At 64.3% G+C, this 23,516-nt stretch carries 24 protein-coding genes; 13 read left to right on the forward strand and 11 right to left on the reverse strand.

The annotated features are described in order from the left end of the window. Positions 1–89 precede the first annotated feature (89 nt). From PTE31013_RS07180 to PTE31013_RS07190, 3 genes are all read left to right on the forward strand, one after another. Positions 90–512 carry a VOC family protein gene (locus PTE31013_RS07180; protein WP_150612095.1) on the forward strand — a complete coding sequence of 141 codons (423 nt, stop codon included), beginning with the start codon at positions 90–92 and terminating at the stop codon, positions 510–512. A 76-nt stretch (positions 513–588) separates the two neighbouring features. After that, positions 589–1,326, forward strand: a complete 738-nt coding sequence (locus tag PTE31013_RS07185) for a 16S rRNA (uracil(1498)-N(3))-methyltransferase (protein WP_150612096.1) — start codon at positions 589–591, stop codon at positions 1,324–1,326. A gap of 49 nt (positions 1,327–1,375) precedes the next feature. Next, the gene (locus tag PTE31013_RS07190; protein ID WP_150612097.1) at positions 1,376–2,014 is read left to right on the forward strand and encodes a YidB family protein; all 639 of its coding nucleotides are present in this window, start codon (positions 1,376–1,378) and stop codon (positions 2,012–2,014) included. Between the two features lie 180 nt (positions 2,015–2,194). Here the strand turns inward: PTE31013_RS07190 and PTE31013_RS07195 are convergent, their stop codons facing one another. From PTE31013_RS07195 to PTE31013_RS07205, 3 genes are all read right to left on the reverse strand, one after another. Then, complete coding sequence (locus tag PTE31013_RS07195) at positions 2,195–2,743, reverse strand: barstar family protein (protein ID WP_150612098.1); 549 nt, start codon at positions 2,741–2,743, stop codon at positions 2,195–2,197. A gap of 7 nt (positions 2,744–2,750) precedes the next feature. After that, on the reverse strand, positions 2,751–3,146 hold the full coding sequence (locus tag PTE31013_RS07200) for a guanyl-specific ribonuclease (RefSeq protein WP_150612099.1): 396 nt from the start codon (positions 3,144–3,146) through the stop codon (positions 2,751–2,753). Positions 3,147–3,440: 294 nt separating this feature from the next. Further along, on the reverse strand, positions 3,441–5,744 hold the full coding sequence (locus tag PTE31013_RS07205) for an NADP-dependent malic enzyme (protein WP_150612100.1): 2,304 nt from the start codon (positions 5,742–5,744) through the stop codon (positions 3,441–3,443). Positions 5,745–6,175: 431 nt separating this feature from the next. Here PTE31013_RS07205 and thiL point away from each other — a divergent pair, with 431 nt between their 5' ends. From thiL to PTE31013_RS07220, 3 genes are read left to right on the forward strand one after another with little or no spacing between them, the layout of a single operon-like run. Further along, positions 6,176–7,177: a thiamine-phosphate kinase gene (gene thiL, locus PTE31013_RS07210; protein ID WP_150612101.1), complete on the forward strand. Its 1,002-nt coding sequence runs from the start codon at positions 6,176–6,178 to the stop codon at positions 7,175–7,177. Next, on the forward strand, positions 7,174–7,695 hold the full coding sequence (locus tag PTE31013_RS07215; protein ID WP_150612102.1) for a phosphatidylglycerophosphatase A family protein: 522 nt from the start codon (positions 7,174–7,176) through the stop codon (positions 7,693–7,695). Before thiL ends, PTE31013_RS07215 begins: the two co-directional genes overlap by 4 nt. Before the next feature lie 26 nt (positions 7,696–7,721). Further along, entirely contained in the window at positions 7,722–8,225 is a 504-nt protein-coding gene (locus PTE31013_RS07220; protein WP_150612103.1) for a CinA family protein, read from the forward strand. A gap of 75 nt (positions 8,226–8,300) precedes the next feature. On the opposite strand, the gene pyrF is transcribed toward PTE31013_RS07220, so the two are convergent. Next, positions 8,301–9,113, reverse strand: coding sequence for an orotidine-5'-phosphate decarboxylase (gene pyrF, locus PTE31013_RS07225; protein ID WP_150612104.1), 813 nt, complete (start codon positions 9,111–9,113; stop codon positions 8,301–8,303). A 172-nt stretch (positions 9,114–9,285) separates the two neighbouring features. Next, positions 9,286–10,248: a magnesium/cobalt transporter CorA gene (gene corA / locus PTE31013_RS07230; protein ID WP_150612105.1), complete on the reverse strand. Its 963-nt coding sequence runs from the start codon at positions 10,246–10,248 to the stop codon at positions 9,286–9,288. A 242-nt stretch (positions 10,249–10,490) separates the two neighbouring features. Between corA and PTE31013_RS07235 the strand changes: the two genes are divergently transcribed. Continuing rightward, the gene (locus PTE31013_RS07235; protein WP_150612106.1) at positions 10,491–11,366 is read left to right on the forward strand and encodes a mechanosensitive ion channel family protein; all 876 of its coding nucleotides are present in this window, start codon (positions 10,491–10,493) and stop codon (positions 11,364–11,366) included. Between the two features lie 56 nt (positions 11,367–11,422). Here the strand turns inward: PTE31013_RS07235 and mtgA are convergent, their stop codons facing one another. From mtgA to mpl, 6 genes are all read right to left on the reverse strand, one after another. Next, complete coding sequence (gene mtgA, locus PTE31013_RS07240) at positions 11,423–12,163, reverse strand: monofunctional biosynthetic peptidoglycan transglycosylase (RefSeq protein ID WP_150612107.1); 741 nt, start codon at positions 12,161–12,163, stop codon at positions 11,423–11,425. 8 nt (positions 12,164–12,171) lie between these two features. Next, a complete protein-coding gene (gene aroE / locus PTE31013_RS07245; RefSeq protein WP_150612108.1) occupies positions 12,172–13,044 on the reverse strand; it encodes a shikimate dehydrogenase in 873 nt (290 codons plus the stop codon). A 201-nt stretch (positions 13,045–13,245) separates the two neighbouring features. Then, positions 13,246–14,205: an energy transducer TonB gene (locus PTE31013_RS07250; protein ID WP_246173930.1), complete on the reverse strand. Its 960-nt coding sequence runs from the start codon at positions 14,203–14,205 to the stop codon at positions 13,246–13,248. Next, complete coding sequence (locus PTE31013_RS07255; protein ID WP_246173931.1) at positions 14,199–16,418, reverse strand: ribonuclease catalytic domain-containing protein; 2,220 nt, start codon at positions 16,416–16,418, stop codon at positions 14,199–14,201. The genes PTE31013_RS07250 and PTE31013_RS07255 overlap by 7 nt, the downstream gene beginning before the upstream one ends. A 77-nt stretch (positions 16,419–16,495) precedes the next feature. Further along, positions 16,496–17,107 carry a YqiA/YcfP family alpha/beta fold hydrolase gene (locus PTE31013_RS07260; protein WP_150612110.1) on the reverse strand — a complete coding sequence of 204 codons (612 nt, stop codon included), beginning with the start codon at positions 17,105–17,107 and terminating at the stop codon, positions 16,496–16,498. A gap of 50 nt (positions 17,108–17,157) precedes the next feature. Next, the gene (gene mpl / locus PTE31013_RS07265) at positions 17,158–18,540 is read right to left on the reverse strand and encodes a UDP-N-acetylmuramate:L-alanyl-gamma-D-glutamyl-meso-diaminopimelate ligase (protein WP_150612111.1); all 1,383 of its coding nucleotides are present in this window, start codon (positions 18,538–18,540) and stop codon (positions 17,158–17,160) included. Positions 18,541–18,659: 119 nt separating this feature from the next. Here mpl and PTE31013_RS07270 point away from each other — a divergent pair, with 119 nt between their 5' ends. The 6 genes from PTE31013_RS07270 to prmA all read left to right on the forward strand — a co-directional run bounded on the left by PTE31013_RS07270 (position 18,660) and on the right by prmA (position 23,481). Further along, positions 18,660–19,316: a UDP-N-acetylmuramate--alanine ligase gene (locus PTE31013_RS07270; RefSeq protein WP_150612228.1), complete on the forward strand. Its 657-nt coding sequence runs from the start codon at positions 18,660–18,662 to the stop codon at positions 19,314–19,316. Positions 19,317–19,434: 118 nt separating this feature from the next. Further along, a complete protein-coding gene (locus tag PTE31013_RS07275; protein WP_150612112.1) occupies positions 19,435–19,959 on the forward strand; it encodes a TlpA family protein disulfide reductase in 525 nt (174 codons plus the stop codon). Positions 19,960–20,100: 141 nt separating this feature from the next. After that, positions 20,101–20,547, forward strand: a complete 447-nt coding sequence (gene aroQ, locus PTE31013_RS07280; RefSeq protein ID WP_150612113.1) for a type II 3-dehydroquinate dehydratase — start codon at positions 20,101–20,103, stop codon at positions 20,545–20,547. A gap of 73 nt (positions 20,548–20,620) precedes the next feature. After that, positions 20,621–21,079, forward strand: coding sequence for an acetyl-CoA carboxylase biotin carboxyl carrier protein (gene accB / locus PTE31013_RS07285; RefSeq protein ID WP_150612114.1), 459 nt, complete (start codon positions 20,621–20,623; stop codon positions 21,077–21,079). 99 nt (positions 21,080–21,178) lie between these two features. After that, on the forward strand, positions 21,179–22,540 hold the full coding sequence (gene accC / locus PTE31013_RS07290) for an acetyl-CoA carboxylase biotin carboxylase subunit (RefSeq protein WP_150612115.1): 1,362 nt from the start codon (positions 21,179–21,181) through the stop codon (positions 22,538–22,540). A gap of 47 nt (positions 22,541–22,587) precedes the next feature. Next, positions 22,588–23,481 carry a 50S ribosomal protein L11 methyltransferase gene (gene prmA, locus PTE31013_RS07295; RefSeq protein WP_150612116.1) on the forward strand — a complete coding sequence of 298 codons (894 nt, stop codon included), beginning with the start codon at positions 22,588–22,590 and terminating at the stop codon, positions 23,479–23,481. Positions 23,482–23,516 lie beyond the last annotated feature (35 nt).

Raw genomic sequence — 23,516 nt, forward strand, 5'->3', positions numbered from 1 at the left:
TCGCAACCGTCAGCGGCCGCCCGATCGTGCAGTTGTGCGTTGAAACGTGCATGTGTCACCCCTGGCCGACGCCCTACCGGAGCACTGTCATGCCCGATCCTCGCCCCGCCCATGTGCCTTGGCTCACCCCTTATCTGACCGTTCGCGACGCCAAGGCGGCGGCGACGTTCTATGCGCAGGCGTTTGGCTTCATGGTGCATGACATGGTGAACGACGACGGCATCGTCATGCATGTCGAAATGTTCTATCAAGGACAGTTGATCGTGATGTTCGCTCCCGAAGGGGCGTTCGCCAGCACGGCACGTACGCCGCGCACCTCGGGCGTGGAAGCGCCGCAAAGCTTCTATGTCTACACGGAAGACGTCGACGCGCTGTATGCGCAGGCGATCGCCGCCGGGGCCAAGGCGCTGACACCGCCAAGCGACCAGTTCTGGGGGGATCGCTTTTGCCAACTGGAAGACCCGGACGGCTATCGCTGGGGCTTCGCACGTCCCGTCGCTCCGCGAGGCTGAGCCCGCCCCCTCAGGCGTTGGGGTATGCTTCTGTCCCCGGCGCCACGCCCGACAGCCTCCTTCCTCTTCCGTCCGTATGCCTCGCTTTTTTATCGATGTGCCACTGCACGCTGGCGCACTGCTGGATCTCCCCGAGACCGTAGTTCGTCACGCTCAGGTATTGCGCCTGAAGACGGGCGACGCGCTCACGTTTTTCGACGGCACCGGCGGCCAGTATCCGGCCGTGCTCACGACGCTGGAAAAGCGCCACGCCACGGCGCAGCTCGGCGACCGGGAGCCACGCGAGGTGGAGACGCCGTATCGCATCACCCTGGCGCAAGGCATCGCCGGCGGCGACAAGATGGACTGGCTGATTGAAAAGGCTATCGAACTGGGCGTGACGGAGATTCAGCCGCTGATCACCGAGCGCTCGGTGATCCGACTCGACGGTGAACGTGCAGCGAAGCGCGTCGCGCATTGGCAGGCGCTCGCGCAGGCTGCCTGCGAGCAATGCGGACGAAATCGCGTGCCGCGCATCCTGCCGATTCGCCCGATCGTCGCGTGGCTGCGCGAGCAGAGCGCGGTGACAGACGATGGATGGCGTGTGCTATTGTCACCTAGAGCGGACAGCGGCTTCGACGCGCTACCGCTGAACGCCCCGTCTCAGCCGGGCGTTTTGCTTTTCGGTCCGGAGGGTGGACTGGCACCGCACGAAGAAGCCCTCGCGCGGGAGACGGGTTTTACGGCAATTCGGCTGGGCGAACGCATCCTCCGAACTGAAACGGCGGGTATCGCGGTACTCGCGGCGTTGGCTGCGCGCTGGGGTGGTTGGTAAGCCTCGACGCTTCGAAAATTGGCCTCACTAGCCTAAAGGAGTCATCCACATGGGTATCCTCGATTCCATTCTCGGCGGCATATCCGGCAATCCGGCCGGTGACGGTAGCGGCGGCAATACCAAGATGTTGCTGATGATGGGCTTACTGGCGATGATCGCCAGTCGCTCCGGCAACGCACAGGGCCAGGGCGCCCCAGGCGGCGACGTGCTTGGCTCGCTGGGTGGCGCACTCGGCGGAATGCTGGGCGGTGGCGCGGCGGCGGGCAGCGGTGCCGGCGGTCTTGGCGGTCTGCTGGGGGGACTGCTGGGTGGAGGGCAGGCGCCGCAGCAAGCTGACGCGGGCACGCCCGCGGCCTCGCCTGGCGACTTGGTCGGTGCGCTTGGTGGACTGGGCGGACTGGCGCAGGTGCTGGAAAACGGCGGCCTGGGCGACGCCATGCGTTCGTGGGTCGGCACCGGAAGCAATCAGCCGGTGTCAGCCGATCAGGTGACGCAGGCGCTTGGCCCCGGAGGACATCTGCAGCAATTGGCCAATTCGGCGGGCGTGAGCCAGGATGAGGCAGCGCAACAACTGTCGTCGCTGCTGCCGGACGTGGTCAACCATCTCACGCCTGCCGGCGACCTGCCGCAAGGCCATCTCGACCTGGCGAGTCTCGCCCAGCAATTCCTCGGCGGTCGAACCAGTTGAGGGCCGTTCGCCGGCGCATTCATCGGGGAATCCGACAGTCTCCGTATGGAAATGTAAAAAGGTCCGCACTGCGGACCTTTTTCATCGGGGACGACGTCATGCTGGCATGGGTCGGAGCAACGTCAGCGCTGTCAGACGACACTTCCGGGGTCGCTCACTGCCGATCGAAGCCGCACGCGGTCAGGCAAACGAGTAGAAGACGCGGAAAGTGATACGGCGCTCCGCCCAGAACTCCGCGGCATCGCGGAATACGTCGAGCAGGGTTTCACGACCATCCTTGTCGAACTTCGTCACCACCGGCAATCCCTCCAGCACGACAACGAAACCGGGTTGCGGGCCGGCGTGATGCACCAGATCGGTCAAGCAATCATGCAAGGCGTCGTAATTCTTCCCGAAATGCTTGGGAAACAGGAATGACGTGGCGATCGTCTCCAGCACCTCGGCCTTGCTCTGCGCCTGCGAACAATTGGCATAAAGGAAGTGCTGCCCGAGTCGTTCGGCCTCCGCGGCCAATTCCGGCACGCGGAATGCGCGGATCGACTGCACGATATTCGGCCTGACGGTCTTGAAAAGACTCATATCTCCCTCTTCCGATAAGGTATGGCGGCGGCCGCCCCGCGCGACAGCATGCAGGCCCAGCACCTGCTTGAACAAGTTGCCCTCGCCCGCACCGAATGGATCTGCCATACGATCTTTCCCGCGTTCCTGTGCGAAAACCGGCTCACTCATACTGCTGTCATTCCCTTATTCGTCTAAAGCTGTTGTAGTGATCTTGGGTGTAATAACAAGGATCGACCGTCCGCTGATCACCGCCACAGATAATGCGCCTGGCACCCCGATTGCGGGCACCAGGCGTCGGCACCGTGTATTCATGGTAATAGCCTCGCCACATTTTGGGCAGACGCTTTTCGTAATTCCCGAACACGACGCCATCCTTGGCGTAGGGGAACGGCCCGCCCTGGGCAATCAACGTCAGCGTGCGCTGCGCTTCGCGAGGCAACGCGGCAACGACCACCGTTACCGTGGAATCCGTGACGGATGGCGCGGTGTCGCGCGCCACGGCATTGGACCACAGAAACACACTGCCAGCCGCCGTCAGCGCCACGATGCTCCGGTGAAGCCAACGTGCCATGGTCATAGCTCGCCTGTCGCCCGACGCCGTATTGCGCCGCGGGCTTGTTCTGGTGGTTGAAGCCGTAAGGTTATCGCTATTGGTCCCGAGAATCAATGTCGGCTTACATTTTGCAACGAAACAAGTCGGCAAATTCTTGAAAATAAAAGGTTTTTTCGATAGTGAGCGCACACATTGACGCGTGTGACGAGCAGAATGCACCGCCGGAATCGCAAATCGCCGCCCCGAAAGGGTGCGGCGATTTGTCGTTAACGTGTGGCAAACGGAGGCGAACCGCCGCGCGTTCGCGAGAGATCAGCGCGCCGGTTGTTGCGCTGCCGCATCGGCCACCACCAGCGCGACCATATTAATGATGCGCCGCACCGTGGCCGATTCGGTCAGGATATGGACCGGCTTCGCAGCCCCCAGCAGGATCGGCCCGATCGCCACGTTATTGCCCGCCGCCGTCTTGAGCAGGTTGTAGGCGATGTTCGCGGCATCAATATTCGGCATGACGAGCAGGTTCGCCGCGCCGGTGAGCGTCGATTCCGGCATGATGCGCGCGCGCAGTTCAGGATCGAGTGCGCAATCGCCGTGCATTTCGCCATCGACCTCCAGATCGGGCGCACGTTCTTGCAGGATCGCCAACGTTTCGCGCATTTTGCGCGCACAGGCGGCATCGCTCGTGCCGAAGTTCGAGTGCGACAGCAAAGCCACTTTCGGCTGGATGCCGAAGCGGCGAATCTCATCGGCCGCCATTCGCGTGATTTCGGCCAGTTCCTCGGCGCTCGGATCTTGATTGATGTGTGTATCGACCAGGAAAATCTGCCGATTCGGCAAGATCAGCGCATTCATCGCCGCATAGACGTGCCCGCCCGCACGCTTGCCAATCACGCGATCAATGAAGTGCAGGTGGCGACCCGGGGTCGACACCGTGCCGCAGATCATGCCGTCGGCTTCGCCCTTGCGGACCAACATGGCGGCAATCAGGGTCGTGCGCCGGCGCATCTCGACACGCGCGTACGACGCCGTGACACCCTTGCGGTTGGTCAACTGGTGATACGTTTCCCAGTAATCGCGATAGCGCTCATCGTGCTCCGGGTTGACGACCGTGAAGTCGACGCCCGGCGTCAGGCGAAGGCCATATTGCTCAATGCGGTGTTCGATCACGGCGGGGCGCCCGACCAGGATCGGCGTGGCGACACGTTCGTCCACGAGCACCTGCACGGCACGCAGCACGCGCTCCTCTTCGCCCTCGGCGAACGCGATGCGCTTCCGGTTGGCCGACACGCTGCGCGCCACCGAGAACAGCGGCTTCATCAGGCTACCGCTGTGGTACACGAACTGCTGGAGCGACTGCGCGTAGGCATCCACATCCGCGAGCGGACGGGTGGCGACACCGGCGGCCATCGCCGCTTCGGCCACGGCAGTGGCGACCTTCACCAGCAGACGCGGATCGAACGGCTTTGGAATCAGGTAGTCGGGGCCGAACGACAGGTTCTTGATCCCGTAGGCGGACGCCACGATATCGCTCTGCTCCTGACGCGCCAATTCCGCCAGCGCATTCACCGCGGCGATTTCCATCGAGCGCGTGATCGTCGTGGCACCGACATCGATGGCACCACGGAAGATGAACGGGAAGCAAAGGACGTTGTTGACCTGATTCGGGTAGTCGGTGCGGCCCGTTGCCATCACGCAATCCGGACGCACTTCCTTTGCGAGTTCGGGCGTGATTTCCGGATTCGGGTTGGCCAGCGCGAAGATCAGGGGGTTGTCGGCCATCGTCTTGACCATTTCCGGCTTCAGCACGCCTGCTGCCGACAGCCCGAGAAACACGTCGGCGCCGCCGATTACCTCGGCCAGCCCGCGCGCGTCGGTCTTCTGCGAGAAACGGATCTTCTCCGGGTCCATCAGTTCGGTGCGGCCCTCGTACACCACCCCCGCCAGGTCCGTCACCCAGATGTTCTCGATGGATAGCCCCATGTCGACGAGCAGGTCCAGGCATGCGAGTGCGGCAGCGCCTGCCCCGGACGTCACCACCTTCACGGACTTCAGGTCCTTGCCGACGACCTTCAGGCCGTTGATCAGCGCTGCGGCAACCACGATGGCCGTGCCGTGCTGATCGTCATGGAAGACCGGAATCTTCATGCGTTCGCGCAACTTGCGCTCCACGATGAAGCACTCGGGCGCCTTGATGTCTTCGAGGTTGATGGCACCGAAGGTCGGTTCGAGCGCCGCGATGATGTCGACGAGCTTTTCGGGGTCTTTCTCGGCGATTTCGATATCGAAGACGTCGATATTGGCGAATTTCTTGAACAGCACGCCCTTGCCTTCCATCACCGGCTTCGATGCCAGCGGGCCGATATCGCCCAGACCGAGCACGGCTGTGCCGTTCGTGATCACGCCAACCAGATTGCCACGCGCCGTGTAGCGCGACGCATTGAGCGGGTCGACGACAATCTCCTCACACGCGGCCGCAACGCCCGGCGAATATGCCAGTGCCAGATCGCGCTGGTTGAGCAACTGCTTGGTCGGCGCGATGGCAATTTTGCCGGGGGTGGGGAATTCGTGATACTCGAGCGCAGCTTCGCGCAGTTTCGGATCGATCGGCGTGGGCATGAGGGAAGGCTCTTGGCGAACAGGATGGGGTCAGACTTTCAGGGCAAATTGTAGCCCCATTTATTCACGCCATTGATGCATAAGGCGGATAGGGGCGACATCTGTGCGGTACGGCTTCCTCGCCGATAGTGGCCAAAAATCCGGGGAAGTTCAACGCTGCGTTGCACCATCGCCCGCGTTTTCGGACCGTGGATGTCCTTTAGCCAAGGAGCGATCCGAGACGGGCATGAGAATCCGACCGAATTCGGGGCATCTCCACGTTGTCTGCTTGGGAAAGCCGGGGCCGCCTCTTAGAATAGGGGCTTGCCTGTGCATCACCGCAGCCCTTTGTTCATTGCCCACCGCCTAATGTCACTTGACGTCGCGCGTTGCACCGCAGTAGTCCCGCAACGCGATGCGCCCGACCAAGGCCGGCAACCGCACCGTTGCTCATGACCCCGACATCCTCTTCGACATCGCCGCTGTCCGAGTTCGCGCTGATCGACCGCTTCTTCGCCCACGCGACGCGCGAGGGCGAGCACGTGACGCTCGGCATCGGCGACGACTGCGCCCTGCTGCGCCCCCCCGCCGGTGAGCAGCTCGCAATCTCGACCGACATGCTTGTGGAGGGTCGCCACTTCTTTGCCGACGTCGATCCGCGTGCACTCGGTCACAAAACGCTCGCCGTCAATCTGTCGGATCTCGCGGCCATGGGCGCGCGGCCGCTGGGATTCACACTGGCGATCGCCTTGCCCGACAGTCAGCCGGCCTGGCTCTCGCCCTTCGCCGAGGGCCTCGCGGCACTGGCCGACCGCTACGCGTGCCCGCTGGTCGGCGGGGACACCACGCGCGGGCCGCGCAACCTCTGCGTGACCATCTTCGGCAGCGTGCCCGGCGCCCAGGCCTTGCGCCGCGATGCCGCACAACCTGGCGATGACATCTGGGTCTCCGGCACCCTCGGCGATGCCCGGCTGGCGCTCGGCGCGATACGTGGTGAATGGACATTGTCGGACGGCGATCTCGCGCTCGCGCGCCGCGCCCTGGACTGGCCCGAGCCGCAGGTGACGCTCGGACTGGCGCTGCGTGGCGTGGCTCGCGCCGCCCTCGACGTCTCGGATGGGTTGCTGGGCGACCTCGGCCATATCCTGGAACGCTCGAGCATGAGCGCGCGGGTGAACGTCGACGACGTGCCGCGCTCCGCCTTGCTGGCCGCACAAACGCCCGCGATTCAACGAATGTGCGCGCTGGCGGGTGGAGACGACTATCAACTGTGCTTCTGCGCCGGCAGCGCGCAACGGCCGCGAATCGAGGCGATCGGCAACGAACTCGGCATACGCGTCACGCGTATCGGTACAATAGCGCTTCCCGACGCGCGCCGCACACGGTTACACCTCCATGACAAGACCGGCGCGTCCGTCGCTGCCGACTTCAAAAGTTTCGACCATTTCCAATGAGCACTGATCACACGGCCGCCGTCAACTCGGGCAGCGGCCCGCGCCGGCCGAACTCGCGTTTCCTGCTGTCGCACCCCGCCCACCTGCTTTCGCTCGGCTTCGGCACGGGCCTGTCGGCGTTCGCGCCGGGCACGGTGGGCACGCTTTTCGGCTGGGCGTCGTACCTGGTGCTCAATCTGTACCTAACGGTCACCGGCTGGGGCGTGTTGATCGCGGCGTCCATCATTGGCGGCATCTGGATCTGCGCCTATACGGCGCGCAAGCTTGGCACGCCGGATCCGAGCCCCGTCGTCTGGGACGAGATCGTCGCATTCTGGATCGTGCTGCTGCTCATTACCCCGGCGAGTTTCGTCGGCCAACTGGTGGCATTCGTGCTGTTCCGCTTCTTCGATGCCGTCAAGCCGCCGCCGATCCGTTATTTCGACCGCACGGTCAAGGGTGGCCTCGGCATCATGCTGGACGATCTGGTCGCCGCCTTTTGCACGTTGCTCGTGATTGCGCTCTGGCGCTCGATCTGATAACGACTTATTGAAGGCATCGTCCCGTGGTCTCCGAACAAAATTTGCTGGCCCAACTGTCGGTCAAAGTCGGCAATCGTCTGCGTGACGGACGGTTGATGCTGACGACCGCCGAGTCGTGCACCGGTGGTCTTGTCGCAGCGGCGATCACCGACATCTCCGGCAGCAGCCAATGGTTCGAGCGCGGTTTTGTGACTTACTCGAATCAAGCCAAGTCCGAGATGATCGGCGTTCCGCCCGACCTGATCGACAAGCACGGCGCCGTGAGCGAACCCGTGGCTCGCGCCATGGCCGAGGGTGCACTGCTGAACAGTCGTGCGCAGATCTCGCTGTCGATCACCGGCGTGGCGGGCCCCGGCGGGGGTACGCCGGAGAAGCCGGTGGGCATGGTGTGCTTCGCGTGGAGCAACCGCGTCACGACCCTCGTCGAGACGAAGCGCTTCAAGGGGGACCGCACGCAGGTGCGCAGTCAGGCCGCGCAATACGCGTTGCGCGGCGTCATCGATTTCCTCGACAAGGCCGAGGCGTAAGCATCACCGGCGACGACCGGCGGCCACCTGCGTGGCGTCGCATGACGACGATCCGCGCATCGGCACGCGGGCCGTTCAGCGATAGGCGTTGATGCTGTCGCGTGTATTCTGCGCAGCGGTTGCCGCCGCCGCCGCGAAGTGCTCGTCGCGACCCGCGTAGATAATGGCACGCGACGAGTTGATCATCATGCCCGTGCCGTTCGCGGTGCGACCCGCCTTGACCGTCGCTTCGACGTCGCCGCCCTGGGCGCCCACGCCAGGAATCAGCAGCGGCATGTCGCCAACAATGCTGCGCACGGCGGCGATCTCTGCCGGGAACGTCGCGCCGACCACCAGGCCGATCTGACCACTCGTATTCCACCGCCCCGCGGCCAGACGCGCCACCGTCTGATACAGCGGCTTGCCATCGACATCGAGGAATTGCAGATCGCTGCCGCCCGGGTTCGATGTACGGCACAGCACGATGACGCCCTTGTCGGCGTGCGCCAGATACGGCTCCAGTGAATCGAAGCCCATATACGGATTCACGGTCACGGCGTCGGCGCGATAGCGCTCGAACGCTTCGCGCGCATACTGCTCGGCAGTGCTGCCAATGTCGCCACGCTTGGCGTCCAGAATCACCGGCAGGCCCGGATGATCGGCGTGGATGTGCGCGATCAGCCGCTCGAGCTGATCCTCGGCGCGATGCGCGGCGAAGTAGGCGATTTGCGGCTTGAATGCACACGCGTAGGACGCGGTAGCATCCACGATCTGGCGGCAGAATTCGAAAATCGCGTCCGGCTGCGCTTTCAGATGCGCAGGGATGCGCGACGGCTCGGGATCCAGGCCCACGCACAGCAGAGAATGGTTGCGCGTCCAGGCAGCGTTGAGTACTTCGGTGAATGTCATGACGGAGTTCCGGCGGGGTTCCGGCGGCGATATTCCGACGGAGGGTGATTCGACGCTGATTCCTTCCAGCAAGGCCGCCATTTTACCTGCTCTGCGCCCTCATCTCCGGCGCGCGCCGATCGCGGCCGTCACGCCGCCGCCGCGCATCGCCATCACGCGCGGTACCCGACACTCAATCGAGCCAGCCGCGATGGCGGAAATACAGGAACGGCGCAATCGCCGAAAGCACCATCAGGCCGATGGCGAACGGATAACCCACATCCCAACGCAGCTCCGGCATCATCTGGAAGTTCATGCCGTAGATACTGGCGATCAGCGTCGGCGGAAGAAACGCAACCGCCGCCACCGAAAAGATCTTGATGATCTTGTTCTGATTGATGTTGATGAAGCCGATCGTCGCGTCCATCAGGAAGTTGATCTTGTCGAACAGATACGCCGTATGGTTGTCGAGCGATTCGATATCACGCAGGATCTGCTTGCCCTCCTGGTACTGCTCGTCCTGGAGCATCCGGGCCCGCATGAGAAATGAAACCGCTCGGCGCGTATCCATCACATTGCGACGAATGCGGCCGTTCAAATCTTCCTCGGCGGCAATGCTTTCGAGCGCCTTGGCGGCGTCTGCATCGGTGAGATTCTTGCCAAGCACTCGCTTGCTCACCGCTTCGAGCGCGGCGTACACCCCTTCGAGCGAATCGGCCGAGTATTCGGCGTCGGTGGAGTAGAGATCGAGCAGCACATCCATCGCATCGCGGACCGACCCGGGACGAATGCGCGCGCGCATGCGCACCAGCCGGAACACCGGAAGGTCTTCGTCGTGGATGGAGATCAACAAGTCCTTGAGCACCACGAACGCGACCGGCACGTTGCGCGATTGCTCTTCATCGTCGAGCAGGAAATCGGTGCGGATGTGCAGCACGCCACCATCGTCTTCGTAATAGCGGGCCGACGCCTCGATGTCGGTCACTTCGTCGCGTGACGGCAGCTTGACGTGGTAGGCCTCCTCGACCCAGCGACGCTCCGCTTCCGATTCGCTGTGCAAATCGACCCAGACCGGCGAGACGCTGGCCAGGTCGCTGGGGTGGTCACACGTCACCTGTTGCAGGCGGCCTTGATGGACGACGAAGGCATTGATCAAACGAGGGTCTCCCTGCTAAGCGGCGACGTCAAGTGTAGCAGCCGCGGGGCCGACACGTCACGGGCAATGGATGGCGTGCCGTGTCATCCGACGGCGGAATCGCGCGTAAGACGCGTCCTGGCATCGACGCGTCTCGATCCTCCGATCGCGGGCGACGGCAAGCCGACCGAACCAATCCGCACACTTCGCGTCAATCTTGTTATCGGCGCTCTCAAGCGCCCGCCGACACGGAGATTCGCCAAATGACTGAGGTCACTCCCCCGCTCGCGTCCTTCGACGCCGTGATGGGCTATCTTGCGTCCAATGCCGTTCGCTACGGTCTGTCTTTCGTGCAAGCAGTGTTGATTTTGCTGATCGGCTTCTGGGTCGCAAAGCGCTTGGCGCGCTTTGTGCGTAAAGCGTTAGGCCGTTCGCCGCACTTCGACGCAACGCTCAAACCGCTTATCGAGTCGGTCGTGCTGTGGTCAGTGCGCATCATCACGCTCGTCGCGGTGCTGGCGCAGTTTGGTGTGCAGACGGCCAGCATCATCGCGGTGCTGGGTGCGGCAGGCCTGGCCATCGGCCTGGCCCTGCAGGGGACGTTGCAGAACATCGCGGCGGGCACGATGCTGCTGGTGCTGCGACCGTTCCGTAACGGCGACTACATCACGGCCGGTGCGTCGGTGGCCGGCACGGTCGACGAGATCGGCCTGTTCACCACCACCCTCACGAATGCCGATGGTATCTATGTCTGCGTGCCGAACAACCAGATCTGGGGCCAGCCGATCACGAACTTCAGCCGCAACGCCACGCGTCGGATGGAGGTCACCGTGGGCATCGCGCTCGACGACGATCTGGACGCCGCCATCACCGCGCTGCGCACCCACGTGGCAGACGATGTGCGAGTGCTCGACAAACCGGTACCGGAAGTCATGGTCAAACAGGTCAGCGACAGCGCCGTGATCGTGAACGTGCGGGTGTGGTCGCTGCTGGGCAACTACTGGAGCCTCTACTGGGATCTCCAGCGCAACGTCAAGGAAACGGTCGAGGCCGTGGGTTGCTCGCTCCCGTTCCCGACGCGCACCGTCATGCATGTGCCCGCACAGCCGATGCCGGACGCGGCCCCCTCACGACATTAGGCCGACCCAGGCCCGCCCTTTGCCGCCCACGCGGGCATCGGTGCGAGGCCAAGCGGTTACTGCGGCAACTCCGCAGCCCCCATGCGACGCACGATCACGCCGGCGCGTTGTGCGAGATAGGGCGAATTGCGATGGGTATCGAAGTAGCGCGGACGCGGCAGCATCACCGCCAGCCGCGCCGCCTGCCACGCGGAGAGCTTCGAGGCCGGAATGCCGTAGTAGTGACGTGCGGCGGCCTCGGCGCCGAACACGCCTTCGCCCCATTCCACCGAGTTGAGATAGATCTCGAAAATCCGCTGCTTGTTCATCCAGAATTCGAGCATCCACGTGATGCTCAGTTCTTCGGCCTTGCGCAAGTAGCTTCTCTCGCTCGACAGGAAAAGATTCTTCGCCAGTTGCTGCGAGAGGGTCGAGCCGCCCGCGACGATTCGCCCCTTCTTCTGATTCTTCTCCCACGCACCAAGCATCGCATCGATCTCGAAACCATCGTGATTGACGAAGTTCGCGTCCTCGCTCGCGATGATCGCGCGTTTCAGATTCCGCGAAATCTGATCGTACGGCACCCATTCGTGCTTGAGCGTCGCCTTCGGATCGGTCTCGCGCAGCCGCGCCTTGGCCGCGCGCATGAACGCCGTCGACGAAGGATCGAAGCGCACCCACCAGCCAATCTGCAGGAAGTAATAGCACTGTGTGGCCAACACGCCCGCAAACAGCAGCGTGACGACGTAGGCCGTCCACTGCCAGGGTCCCCAGCGGCGATGACGGGTCGTGCGCGAGGGGCGTCGCCGCGCAGCCATGGGAAAAATCAGGCTTTCGCGGTGAGCCGGGCGCGCAGGGCCGCGCGCACGACACCGGTCGACGGCCGCACGCCGCGCCACACCGCGAAGGCTTCGGCCGCCTGCTCGACGAGCATGCCGAGACCGTCCGCTGCGCGCGCGGCACCGGCTGCCAATGCGTGCGTCATGAACACCGTCGGCTGCGCGCCGTACATCATGTCGTAGGCAAGCGATCCGGCCGCATAGACACCTGCGGGCAGCGGCGGCACGTCGCCCTGAAGGCTGCCCGCCGTGGCGTTGATGATCACATCGAATGCCGCGGGCACCGCGTCCCAGCCACCACCGGCAAGCGCGACGCCATGATGCTCGGCCGCCTGTGCGAACCGCACGACGAGTTCGTCGGCACGCGCTGCCGTGCGATTGGCGACAAACAGCGCCGCCGGCCCCGCCTCGATCAGCGGCAGCATCGCGCCACGCGACGCACCGCCTGCGCCGAGCAGCAACACGCGGCGGCCTTTGAGCGGCACGCCAAGCGGTCCCTCGATGTCGCGCACCAGTCCCACCCCATCGGTGTTGTCGCCCGTGATGCCCCGCGCGTCGAACACCAGCGTATTCACGGCGCCCGCCGCCTGCGCACGTTCGGTAAGATGATCGGCCAGCGCGTGGGCCTCGAGCTTGAACGGCACGGTGACGTTGGCCCCCCGGGCGCCGCTCTCGATAAAGGCGCGCACGGTATCGGCGAACGCATCGAGGGGCGCGAGCAGGCGCTCATAAGTGAGATGTTGGCCGGTTTCGCGCGCGAATTCGGCATGAATGAACGGCGACTGGCTGTGTTCGACGGGATGGCCGATCACGGCGTAGCGATCAGCCTGCAGTTCCCCGGGTGGCGTTTGGTGTGTCATCGTTGTCAAAGACGCGGCGCCTGGCTTTCGCACAGGCGCCACAATTACGTGCATCAAATTCGGTGCCTGGTCAGAACGCCAGGGGCATCGATCACGGCAAGACCCACATCACGACGTCGCTGAACCACGCGCATTGCATCGCATGGTACACGCAGCGGCGCCATGCCCCGAGGCGTTGCCGGCAATGCGCACCGCGATGTCCTACTGCGCCGTGGCGCCCGACGGTGCCGCGAGCGTCTCGGCCTGCACGCCCTGACGCGAGAAAGTCATGCGCGTCACGATTTCAAGAATGTCGTAACGCTGTTTCATCTCGGCGGAAAAGTCGCCAAACGGCGCGCTCGCCTGCACAATCGCCACCGCGCGGCGGTCCAGATCGCGATTGCCGGAGCTTCGCGTGACTTCCACGCCCGCGACGTTCCAACCGTCCTTGTGATAGCCGAGCCCCCCCCGCTGATTGACGTTGAGCGTGACGATCAGCTCGCCATAAAGTCGCTCGCCGCCGATCTGGGGAAAGTGTTCCGTGCCGTAGCGTTCGACGCGATGGCGCAGCGTGTCGAAATACCGTGCGTACGCGACTTCACGTGTGTTGGCCGTGACCTGCCCCCGTTTTGGACGCGTCTGATAGGCGCGCAACTGCTTGTCGATTTCCGCTTGCAGGCGGGCGATTTTCTGGTCGACGTTCTGGTCGTCGAGTCCCTGCCCGCGTTGCGGTGCGTCGGTGCGATGGCGCTGCGACGCCGGCGTGGCCGCATACTGGCCGCGCAATTGTGTCAGTAGCTTCTCCTGCATCGCCTCCAGTTCGCTCACGTTGCGCTGGATCTGCGCGACGGGCGCACCGTCGCGATCGAGCGCGCGTGACGGCAACGGCGACGTCGCGCGCTCGCCGTCATGCTCGCCGCCACCCACCAGGTTCGCCTGCGCGAGCGCCGTGGCCTTCTGCGGCGCGTTGGCCGACTTGGCATTGACGAGCACGACGTCCAGCGGCGTGTCCGCACTGTGCAGCCGGAAACTGTCGGGCGCGACGAAATGCACCGCCAGCGCAAGCAGATGGACCACCGCGGAAAACGCCAGGCCCGTGGTCAGCGGATGCTCGCGCATGAGCGACCACCCGCGGCGACGCGCCGCGCGCAGGTTGCCGGAAGCGAGAGCCGGTTTCAGCACGCCGAACCGGAAAACGCGTCGCGCCCCCCTGCCGCCATCGGTGCAGCAGCAAGCGGCAAGGTGCCGGAGGCGGTCTCGACGGTTTGCGAAGCGGTCTCGGTGACGTCGGGCAAGGTCGATACGGCATCGTCATCGCCTTGGGTTTCGTCGCTGTCGTCGCCTGGATTGCCTTCGGTCCCGTCCGCACCCTCGGCATCGTCGGCGCCACCCTCGCCATCCGAACGATCGGCCCCACCGGCACTGTCTGCCCCGTCGCTGCCTTCGCCACCGTCACCTGCGCCGCCCGCCCCTTCGTCATCGTCGTCGCCGAGCACGGTCTGGCTGGCGCCGAGCACCTGCGCGACACGCACCGAAATGCTGAGCGTCACGACGTCGAGCGACAGCACGTCAAGCATGATCTGCGTACCGCGTGCGTGCGGGCCGAGCCCCAGGACGATCAGCGTCAGCGGAATATCGTTCAGGCGCACGGTGTCGCCCTTGAGGACGCTCGCCTGCACCTGCGACTTGTTCTCCTGGATCAACCAGCGCAGGCACCAGTAGCGCTCCATCCGGCTCTGATGCTCGGCGTAGGCCGCGTAGGCGGCCTCGAAGCTCGACACGGTCGCATACAGATCGGCATCCTTCGGCTTGAAGGGCGCCGCCAGCTTGGCCGTCACGCCGTGACGCACGCATGCGATCAACTGCCACTGGTTCACCAGATCGACGTAGCGACGCAGCGGCGAGGTGCTCCACGCGTACTGCTCGACACCCAGGCCTTCGTGCGGTGCCGGCGACGTCTGCATGCGCGTGCGGTTCACGCCGTAGGCGCGCTGCGCACGGTAGATGCCGGGCACGCCGCATTCGGCCAGCAAGCGGCCCCAGCGGCTATTCGCGAGAATCGCCATCTCGGCGACGATCAGGTCCAGCGGTGCGCCGCGCATGCGCTGCTTGATCGTGACCTGCTCGCCTTCGACGTAGAAATTGAAGTCGGTCTTGTTCTGTACTTCCGGACGCAGACCGTAGCCCACACGCGCGGCCTGGCGCTTGTCGTAGAGCGACTGCGCGAATGGCCACAGCAGCCGCAGTTCTTCCTTGTGCGGATAATCGCCGCTGCCGTCGGCCAGCGTCTCGGCCGTGATGATCGCGTCGAGTTCGTTGTGGCGCAGGTTCGCCGAGATCGGCACCCGCTCCGCGTGCGTTTCCGTCGCGACGATCTCGTAGGTGTCGGCCTTCACGACGACATACAGCGACAGCGCCGGACGCGCGCCCCCTTCCGCGAGCGTGTAGGCCTCGACCACGGCATCGGGCAGCATCGTGATCTTCTCGCCCGGCGCATAGACCGTCGACAAGCGCACGCGCGCGATCTCGTCGATGGCGTCGCCGCGCGTAATGCCGAGCGCCGGCGCCGCAATGTGGATGCCCACGCGCAGCAGCCCGTCGGGCAGCACCTGCACCGAGAGGGCGTCGTCGATCTCGGTCGTCGTCGAATCGTCGATGGAGAACGCCTGTACGTCGGCCAGCGGCAAGTCGTCGCCGGGCAACGGCGTCGGCCCGAGTTCGGGGAAGCCGGTGCCGCGCGGGAAGTGTTCGTAGAGGAACGCCGCCTCGTGATAGGCGCGCGGCGATGAAATGCCGCCGCAGGCGAGCATCACCTCGGCGTGCGTCTTGCCGAGCGCACTGGCGGCGGCGTCGAGCGCTTTCCACTCGATGGCGTTCTTGTCGGGGCGGAACAGCAGCAGCAGCGCCTTGCCCTTGAGCGCGTCGGGCAGCGTGCCGGCGATCAGTTGATCGGCGTAACCGGCCTGCAATTCCGCCTGCTGCTGCTTGCGGGCGAGCCCGGCGAGCGCGGCCTGCAGTTGCTCCTGCGGCGCGCGTTGATACTGCCCGCGCCCCTTGCGGCGGAAGTACACCGGCGAGGCCTGCAGGGCCAGCGCCAGTCCGGCCTGTTGCGCCATGCTCGCGCTTTCGCCGAAGTACTCGGCGGCGAGCGCCGGGAACGCAAACTCCTCGGCCGGCGCGCATTCCCACAGGAAACTCATATCGATGTCCTGCGCCGCGGCCTGCGCCTGCGTGATCAGATCGGCGGGCGACGGCGACTCGAACCGCAGCAGCACGTCGCGCCCCTTGATCTTGATACGACGTCCACCGGGCAGCTCCACCTGATACGACTCACCTTGCTGCGACAACACCGTGCCAGCCTTGAAGCCGCCGGATTCCTCAAAAAAAATGTTCATGAAACAGCCATCGATCGCAATAGGCGACATTGTAGCCCGCCAACGTGCGGCGGTTTAGGGCGAAACGGGCAAACGCGTTATTCGCCCGCGAACGGGCCGGCGGCACCCGGCGAAGGAAGGACATCGATGCCGGCAAAGCGCAGCACGTCGTCCATATAGTTGGCGAAATCGGAAATACCGTGGTCGCTGCCGTCGATCAGGGTGAGCTTCGCCCCCGGAAACTTTGCCACCATGTCCCGGTAGTCGAGCGTCCGGTCGCCCGTCGCGGCCACGAGGTAGTAGCGCTCGGGACGCGTGATCTGCGCCACGTCGATCATGCGCAGCTCATCCAGGTGTCGAGGCTCGACGACAATGGTGCCGCCCCCATGCCACATCGGCTGCTCGCCCAGCCATTTGCCCAGATCGTCGTACGGGCGCGTTGCCGGGTTGAGCAACACCGCGCGGCAGCCGAGCTTCTCGGCCAGATAGGTGGCGTAGTAGCCGCCCAGCGAGCTGCCCACGATGGTCAACTCGTCGGCCTTCACGCCGGTCAGCAGACGCTGCGCGTCGACCACCGCGGCCAGCGGCGACGGCGGCAACTGCGGGCAAGCCCACTCGCGCCCCAGTCCAAGCCGATGCATGCGGGCGGCCATCAATTGCGCCTTGAAGGAACGCGGCGACGAACGGAAGCCGTGCAAATAGAGAATCATGGGAGCTCCCGATAAAAGCGGGTCAGTACACAGACGCCGTGGCGCGCCAGTCAGGCGCGCGCCGCCAGCGCATCGAGCAATTTCTGGTGGATACCCCCAAAGCCGCCGTTGCTCATCACCACGATCTGGTCGCCCGGCCGCGCCGCCGCGCTCACCGCGCGCACCAGCCCATCGATGTCGCTGAACGCCTGCGCACGGGCGCCGAGCGGCGCGAGTGCCTCGGTCAGATTCCAGCCGAGGGCGTCCTTTCCGGACGGCGCACCATAGCCGAAGACCAGATCGGCATCGGCCAGGCTGGCCGGCAGTTGCGCCTTCATCACGCCGAGCTTCATCGTGTTCGAGCGCGGCTCCAGCACCGCCAGAATGCGGGCACTGCCGGCGCGGCGACGCAATCCGGCCAGCGTCGTCTGAATGGCGGTCGGATGGTGAGCAAAATCGTCGTACACGGTGACACCCGCCGCTTCGCCGCGCACCTCCATCCGACGCTTCACGTTCTGGAACCGGCCCAGCGACGCCGCGCCCTGCTCCGGCGGCACGCCTACGTGCCGTGCGGCAGCCACCGCCGCCAGCGCGTTCATCCGGTTGTGCTCGCCCTGCAGCGACCACTTCACTTCCCCGGCAGCCGTCGCTCCATGATGGACCCAGAAGGCTTCCTGCCCCGGCGCGAGCGCGTCGTTGGCCTGGGCGACATGCCAGCCGTCGGCCACGCCGAAGCGCTCCACCTCGCTCCAGCAGCCACGGGCCAGTACACGTTCGAGCGCGGCCTCGCGACCGTTGACGATCAGACGGCCCTGACCCGGCACGGTGCGCACGAGATGATGGAATTGCGTCTCGATCGCTATCAGATCGGGGAAAATGTCGGCATGATCGAACTCGAGATTGTTCAGGATAGCCGTGCGCGGATGGTAATGAACGAACTTGGAGCGCTTGTCGAAGAACGCCGTATCGTATTCGTCGGCCTCGATCACGAAGAAATCGCTGTCGGTCAGTCGCGCCGAGATGCCGAAGTTCATCGGCACGCCGCCGACGAGAAAGCCCGGGTGGTAGCCCGCGTCTTCGAGAATCCAGGCGAGCATCGACGTCGTCGTCGTCTTCCCGTGCGTCCCCGCCACGGCCAGCACCCACTTCTTCGACAGCACATGCTCACCCAGCCATTGCGGTCCCGATGTGTACGGCAGATTCCGGTTGAGGATCTCTTCCATCAGCGGATTGCCGCGCGACACCACGTTACCGATGACGAACAGGTCCGGCTTGAGCGCAACCTGTTCGGCGTCGAACCCTTCGATCAGCCGAATGCCCTGCGCCTCGAGCTGGGTGCTCATCGGCGGATACACGTTGGCATCGCAACCGGTCACGGTGTGTCCAGCCTGACGTGCGAGCACCGCGAGACCGCCCATGAACGTGCCGCAGATGCCAAGAATATGAATATGCATGGATGGGAAGCGAGGTGAGGACGGGCCGAGCCCGTGCGAAAAATGGGAAGGCCGAACAGCCAGGATCACCATTGTACCTGCGGCGTGAAGCGCAATGCCTTTCGGGTATCATCGTGCGCATGACACGTAGATCCTGGACCGACGCCCAACGCCTGCGCGAGGAAATCGCCCTGGTGGCCGCCCGCCTCATCGCCGAGGAGGGCGCCGACTACGCGAGCGCGAAGCGCAAGGCGGCGAAACAGGTGACCGGCGAGGCACGGATTGCCGGCGAATTGTTGCCAGATAACGATCAAATCGAAGCAGAAGTTCGCGAGTACGTCCAAACGTTCCTTTCGGAAACGCAGCCGGCCGAGCTGTCGCATCTGCGTCAGGTCGCGCTGACGGTCATGACATCGCTGGCGCGCTACCGGCCCTACATCACGGGCGCCGTCTATAACGGGACGGCAACGTCGCTATCCGACATTTATTTGCAGGCATTTTGCGACAACCCGAAAGAAGTCGCCATCGACCTGCTCAACCGGGGCATCGATTACGAGGTCTCGGAAAGTCGCCATTTCAATGGTCGGGGCATGGTCGAGACGCTGAGTTTCTTGTGGCGCGAACGGGGCCAGCGCGGCGAACCGGCCGGTGTGCACCTGGCGCTGTATTCCCTTGACGACATGCGCGGCGCGCTCAAGGCCACTGACGGAAATGGCCGCCCGGTGCGCGCCGACGCTGTCGGTCTGCGCGCGCTGATCGTCGGCGCCGAGGCCACGGCGCAAGCCACCAGCCACTGATCGAGGTTCGGAGGGCCGTGATATTGGCATCAAATCGCGCCCTTATCCCCTTTTATTCTCCGCTATTGACGTCCATTTTTCGTCTATTGTCTATTCCGGCATTTCTTTCCCACCCATCATGGCAAAACGCATTGTTATTCTGCTGATTCTGGCGCTCGCGGGACTGGCGGCCGGCTTCTGGTTCGGCCAACGGAACCCGCGAACGGCCAATGTGCCGGACGCCGCCGTCGCCCAACTGCTCGCCACGCAGCTTCCGGACCTGAGCGGTCGCGAGCAGGCCATCTCGCAATGGCGCGGCAAAACGCTGGTCGTCAACTTCTGGGCGCCATGGTGCGGCCCCTGCGTCGAAGAAATGCCCGATCTCCAGGCCCTTTCCACCGAATTCCGGGGAAAAAACGTTCAATTCGTGGGAATCGGCATTGATACCGCGCAGAACATGATCGCGTTCAAGCAAAAGGTGAAGGTCGATTACCCGTTGCTCGTGGCAGGCTACGCGGGCACGGACCTGGCTCGCGCGCTGGGCAACAAGGCCGGCGCCCTGCCATTTACCGTCGTGGTCGACCCGCAAGGCCGCCTGCACTACGAAAAGCTCGGCCGCATTACGTCGGACGAGGTGCGCTCGGCGCTCAAACCGCTCCTCTGAGACGACACAGGGCCGTCGGGCCGCCAAGGAGCGCGGGAAGTCCCGCCGGACGTGAGTGACGGGGCTTCATTTTCACCCTACTGGACAAAATCCTCCAACTGGCGTTTAATTGCGCCCAATTTCGGGAAATTTGATTCGCCAATGCCTCACCGCATTCTCGTGCTCCACGGTCCTAATCTCAACCTGCTCGGTACTCGCGAGCCGGCGGTGTACGGTCGCACGACGCTGGCCGACATCGACGCAGCCCTCGAGGCGCAGGCCAAGGCGGCGGGTGCCGAGGTGGTGACGTTCCAGAGCAATCACGAAGGCGCACTGGTTGACCGGATTCAGGCGGCACGCGACGCGTCGATCGACTTCATCGTCATCAACCCCGCGGCCTACACACATACCAGCGTGGCGATGCGCGACGCGCTGGCCGGCGTGGGCATTCCGTTCGTCGAGGTCCATCTCTCGAACGTCCATGCGCGTGAGGCCTTCCGGCATCACTCGTACTTTTCCGATATTGCGCAAGGTGTGATCTGCGGCCTGGGCTGGCGCGGCTACACCTTCGCACTCGAATTTGCCCTGCGGCGACTCGCCGGCGGGTAGCCTTCTCATCCCCTATTTCCCCTCGCGGTGGGTCACCTCCCCCGCGTCGATACCGAATTAAGGAGCTTCCTTCATGGATTTGCGCAAACTCAAGACGTTGATCGACCTCGTGGCCGAATCGGGTATTTCCGAACTCGAAGTCACGGAAGGCGAAGGCAAGGTCCGCATTGTCAAGGCGCCGCCCCAGGTGATTGCTGCCCCGATGCAGATGGCCATGCCGGCCGCCTACCCGCAGGTCGCCGCGCCAGCGCCTGCGGCGGCGGCCGCACCGGCACCGGCAGCCCCGGTTCTGCCGCAAGGTCATATCGTGACGTCGCCGATGGTCGGTACGTTCTACCGCGCCCCGTCGCCGGGTGCCGATCCGTTTGCGCAAGTCGGTGACTCGGTCAAGGAAGGTCAGACGCTGTGCATCATCGAAGCGATGAAGCTGCTCAACGAGATCGAATCGGACAAGGCCGGCGTGATCAAGGAAATCCTCGTCGAGAACGGTCAGGCCGTGGAATACGGTCAACCGCTGTTCGTGATCGGCTAATGCCGGTTGTCGGACGCCTCGCCCGCGCGGCGGAATACCGCCCGTCGGCACACGGCGTCCGGCCCCGCTCCTCTCCCCTTACGGGCAGGACTGCACATAATGTTTGAAAAAATCCTCATCGCCAACCGCGGCGAAATCGCTCTGCGCATCCAGCGCGCGTGCCGCGAGATGGGCATCAAGACCGTAGTCGTCTATTCCGAAGCCGACAAGGAAGCGAAGTACGTCAAGCTCGCCGACGAAGCCGTCTGTATCGGTCCGGCGCCCTCGCCGCTAAGCTACCTGAACATGCCGGCGCTCATCAGCGCGGCGGAAGTCACCGACGCCCAGGCCATCCACCCGGGTTACGGCTTCCTCTCCGAGAACGCCGACTTCGCCGAGCGCGTCGAGCAATCGGGCTTCACGTTCATTGGCCCGCGCCCCGACACCATTCGCCTGATGGGCGACAAGGTCTCGGCCAAGCAGACGATGATCAAGACCGGCGTGCCGTGCGTGCCGGGCTCGGAAGGCGCGTTGCCCGACGATCCCAAGGAAATCGTGCGTGTCGCACGCCAGGTCGGCTATCCGGTGATCATCAAGGCCGCCGGCGGCGGCGGCGGTCGCGGCATGCGCGTAGTGCACACGGAAGCGGCGCTCGTGAACGCGGTCAACATGACCCGTGAAGAAGCCGGCCGCGCCTTCGGCAACCCGGAAGTCTATATGGAGAAGTTCCTCGAGAACCCGCGCCATATCGAAATCCAGATCCTCGCCGACAAGCACAAGAACGCCGTCTGGCTGGGCGAGCGCGACTGCTCGATGCAGCGCCGCCACCAGAAAGTGATCGAAGAGGCAACCGCACCGCTGATTCCGCGCCGCTTGATCGAGCGCATCGGCGATCGCTGCGCCGACGCCTGCAAGAAGATGGGCTACGTCGGTGCCGGCACGTTCGAATTCCTGTTCGAGAACGGTGAGTTCTACTTCATCGAAATGAACACACGCGTGCAGGTCGAGCATCCGGTCACGGAAATGATCACCGGTGTCGATATCGTGCAGGAACAGATCCGCATCGCGGCCGGCGAAAAGCTTACCTTCCGCCAGCGCGACATCCAGTTCCAGGGTCACGCGATCGAGTGCCGCATCAACGCCGAAGATCCGTTCAAGTTCACGCCGTCGCCGGGTCGCATTACCGCATGGCACATGCCCGGGGGTCCCGGCATTCGCGTCGACTCGCACGCCTACAACGGGTACTTCGTGCCGCCGAACTACGATTCGATGATCGGCAAGCTGATCGCCTACGGGGCAACGCGCGAGCAGGCCATCCGCCGCATGCGTGTCGCGCTGTCGGAAATCGTGATCGAAGGTATCCAGACGAACATTCCGCTGCATCGGGAACTGATGCTCGACGCCAAGTTTGTCGAAGGCGGCACGAGCATCCATTATCTGGAAAACAAGCTGGCGCAGAAGTCTGCCGTGGGCAGCAATTAAGCGCCAGCCCGCCGTTACGTTAGTTACTCAGTAGGGAATCACTCGCCATGTATCGCGAACTCGTCGTAGAAGTTGCCCGCGCCCAAGCCGAGGCCCTGTCAGACGTCCTGCTCGACCTGGGCGTGCTGTCGGTCTCCGTGGAAGACGCGGACGCCGACACGCCCGACGAGCAACCGATGTTCGGCGAACCGGGCCTGACCCCGCCGGACACCGCGTGGCAACACTCGCGCGTGGTCGCGCTGGTGGGGGAAGACCAGGACGCCGCCGTGCTGCTCGCGGCGGCCATCAACGAACTGGGGCTCACCGAGTCGCCCGCATTCACACTGCGTGACGTGGAGGAGCAGGACTGGGTGCGCCTGACGCAATCGCAGTTCGAACCGATGCAGATCGGCCAGCGTATCTGGGTCGTGCCGTCGTGGCACGACGCCCCGGACACCGACGCCCTGATCCTCGAACTCGATCCGGGCCTCGCGTTCGGGACCGGTAGCCACCCGACGACGCGGCTGTGCATGGAATGGCTCGAACAGCACGTTCAGCCGGGCCAGTCATTGCTCGACTACGGCTGCGGCTCGGGCATTCTGGCCATTCTGGCGCGCAAGTGCGGCGCCGATCCGGTGATCGGTATCGATATCGATCCGCAGGCCGTCGAGTCTGCCCGCTATAACAGCGAGCGCAATCAGGCGACGGTCGAATACGGGCTGCCTGCCGACCTGCGCGACGGTCAATTCAATATCGTGGTGGCCAACATCCTGTCGAATCCGCTCAAACTGCTCGCATCGATGCTGACCTCGCGCGTGGCGCCGGGTGGACGGCTCGCTCTGTCCGGCGTGCTGGAGCGGCAGGCGGACGAGGTGATCGCCGCCTACGCGCCCTATATGAAGATGTCGGTCTGGCGTGCTCACGATGGCTGGGTCTGCCTGCACGGGCAGGCCGCCAGCTAAGTCGCACACGACGCGCCGAGTCTCCGGGTCCTCGT

The sequence above is a fragment of the Pandoraea terrigena genome, from assembly GCF_902459705.1.
GTDB classification, from domain to species: Bacteria; Pseudomonadota; Gammaproteobacteria; order Burkholderiales; family Burkholderiaceae; genus Pandoraea; species Pandoraea terrigena.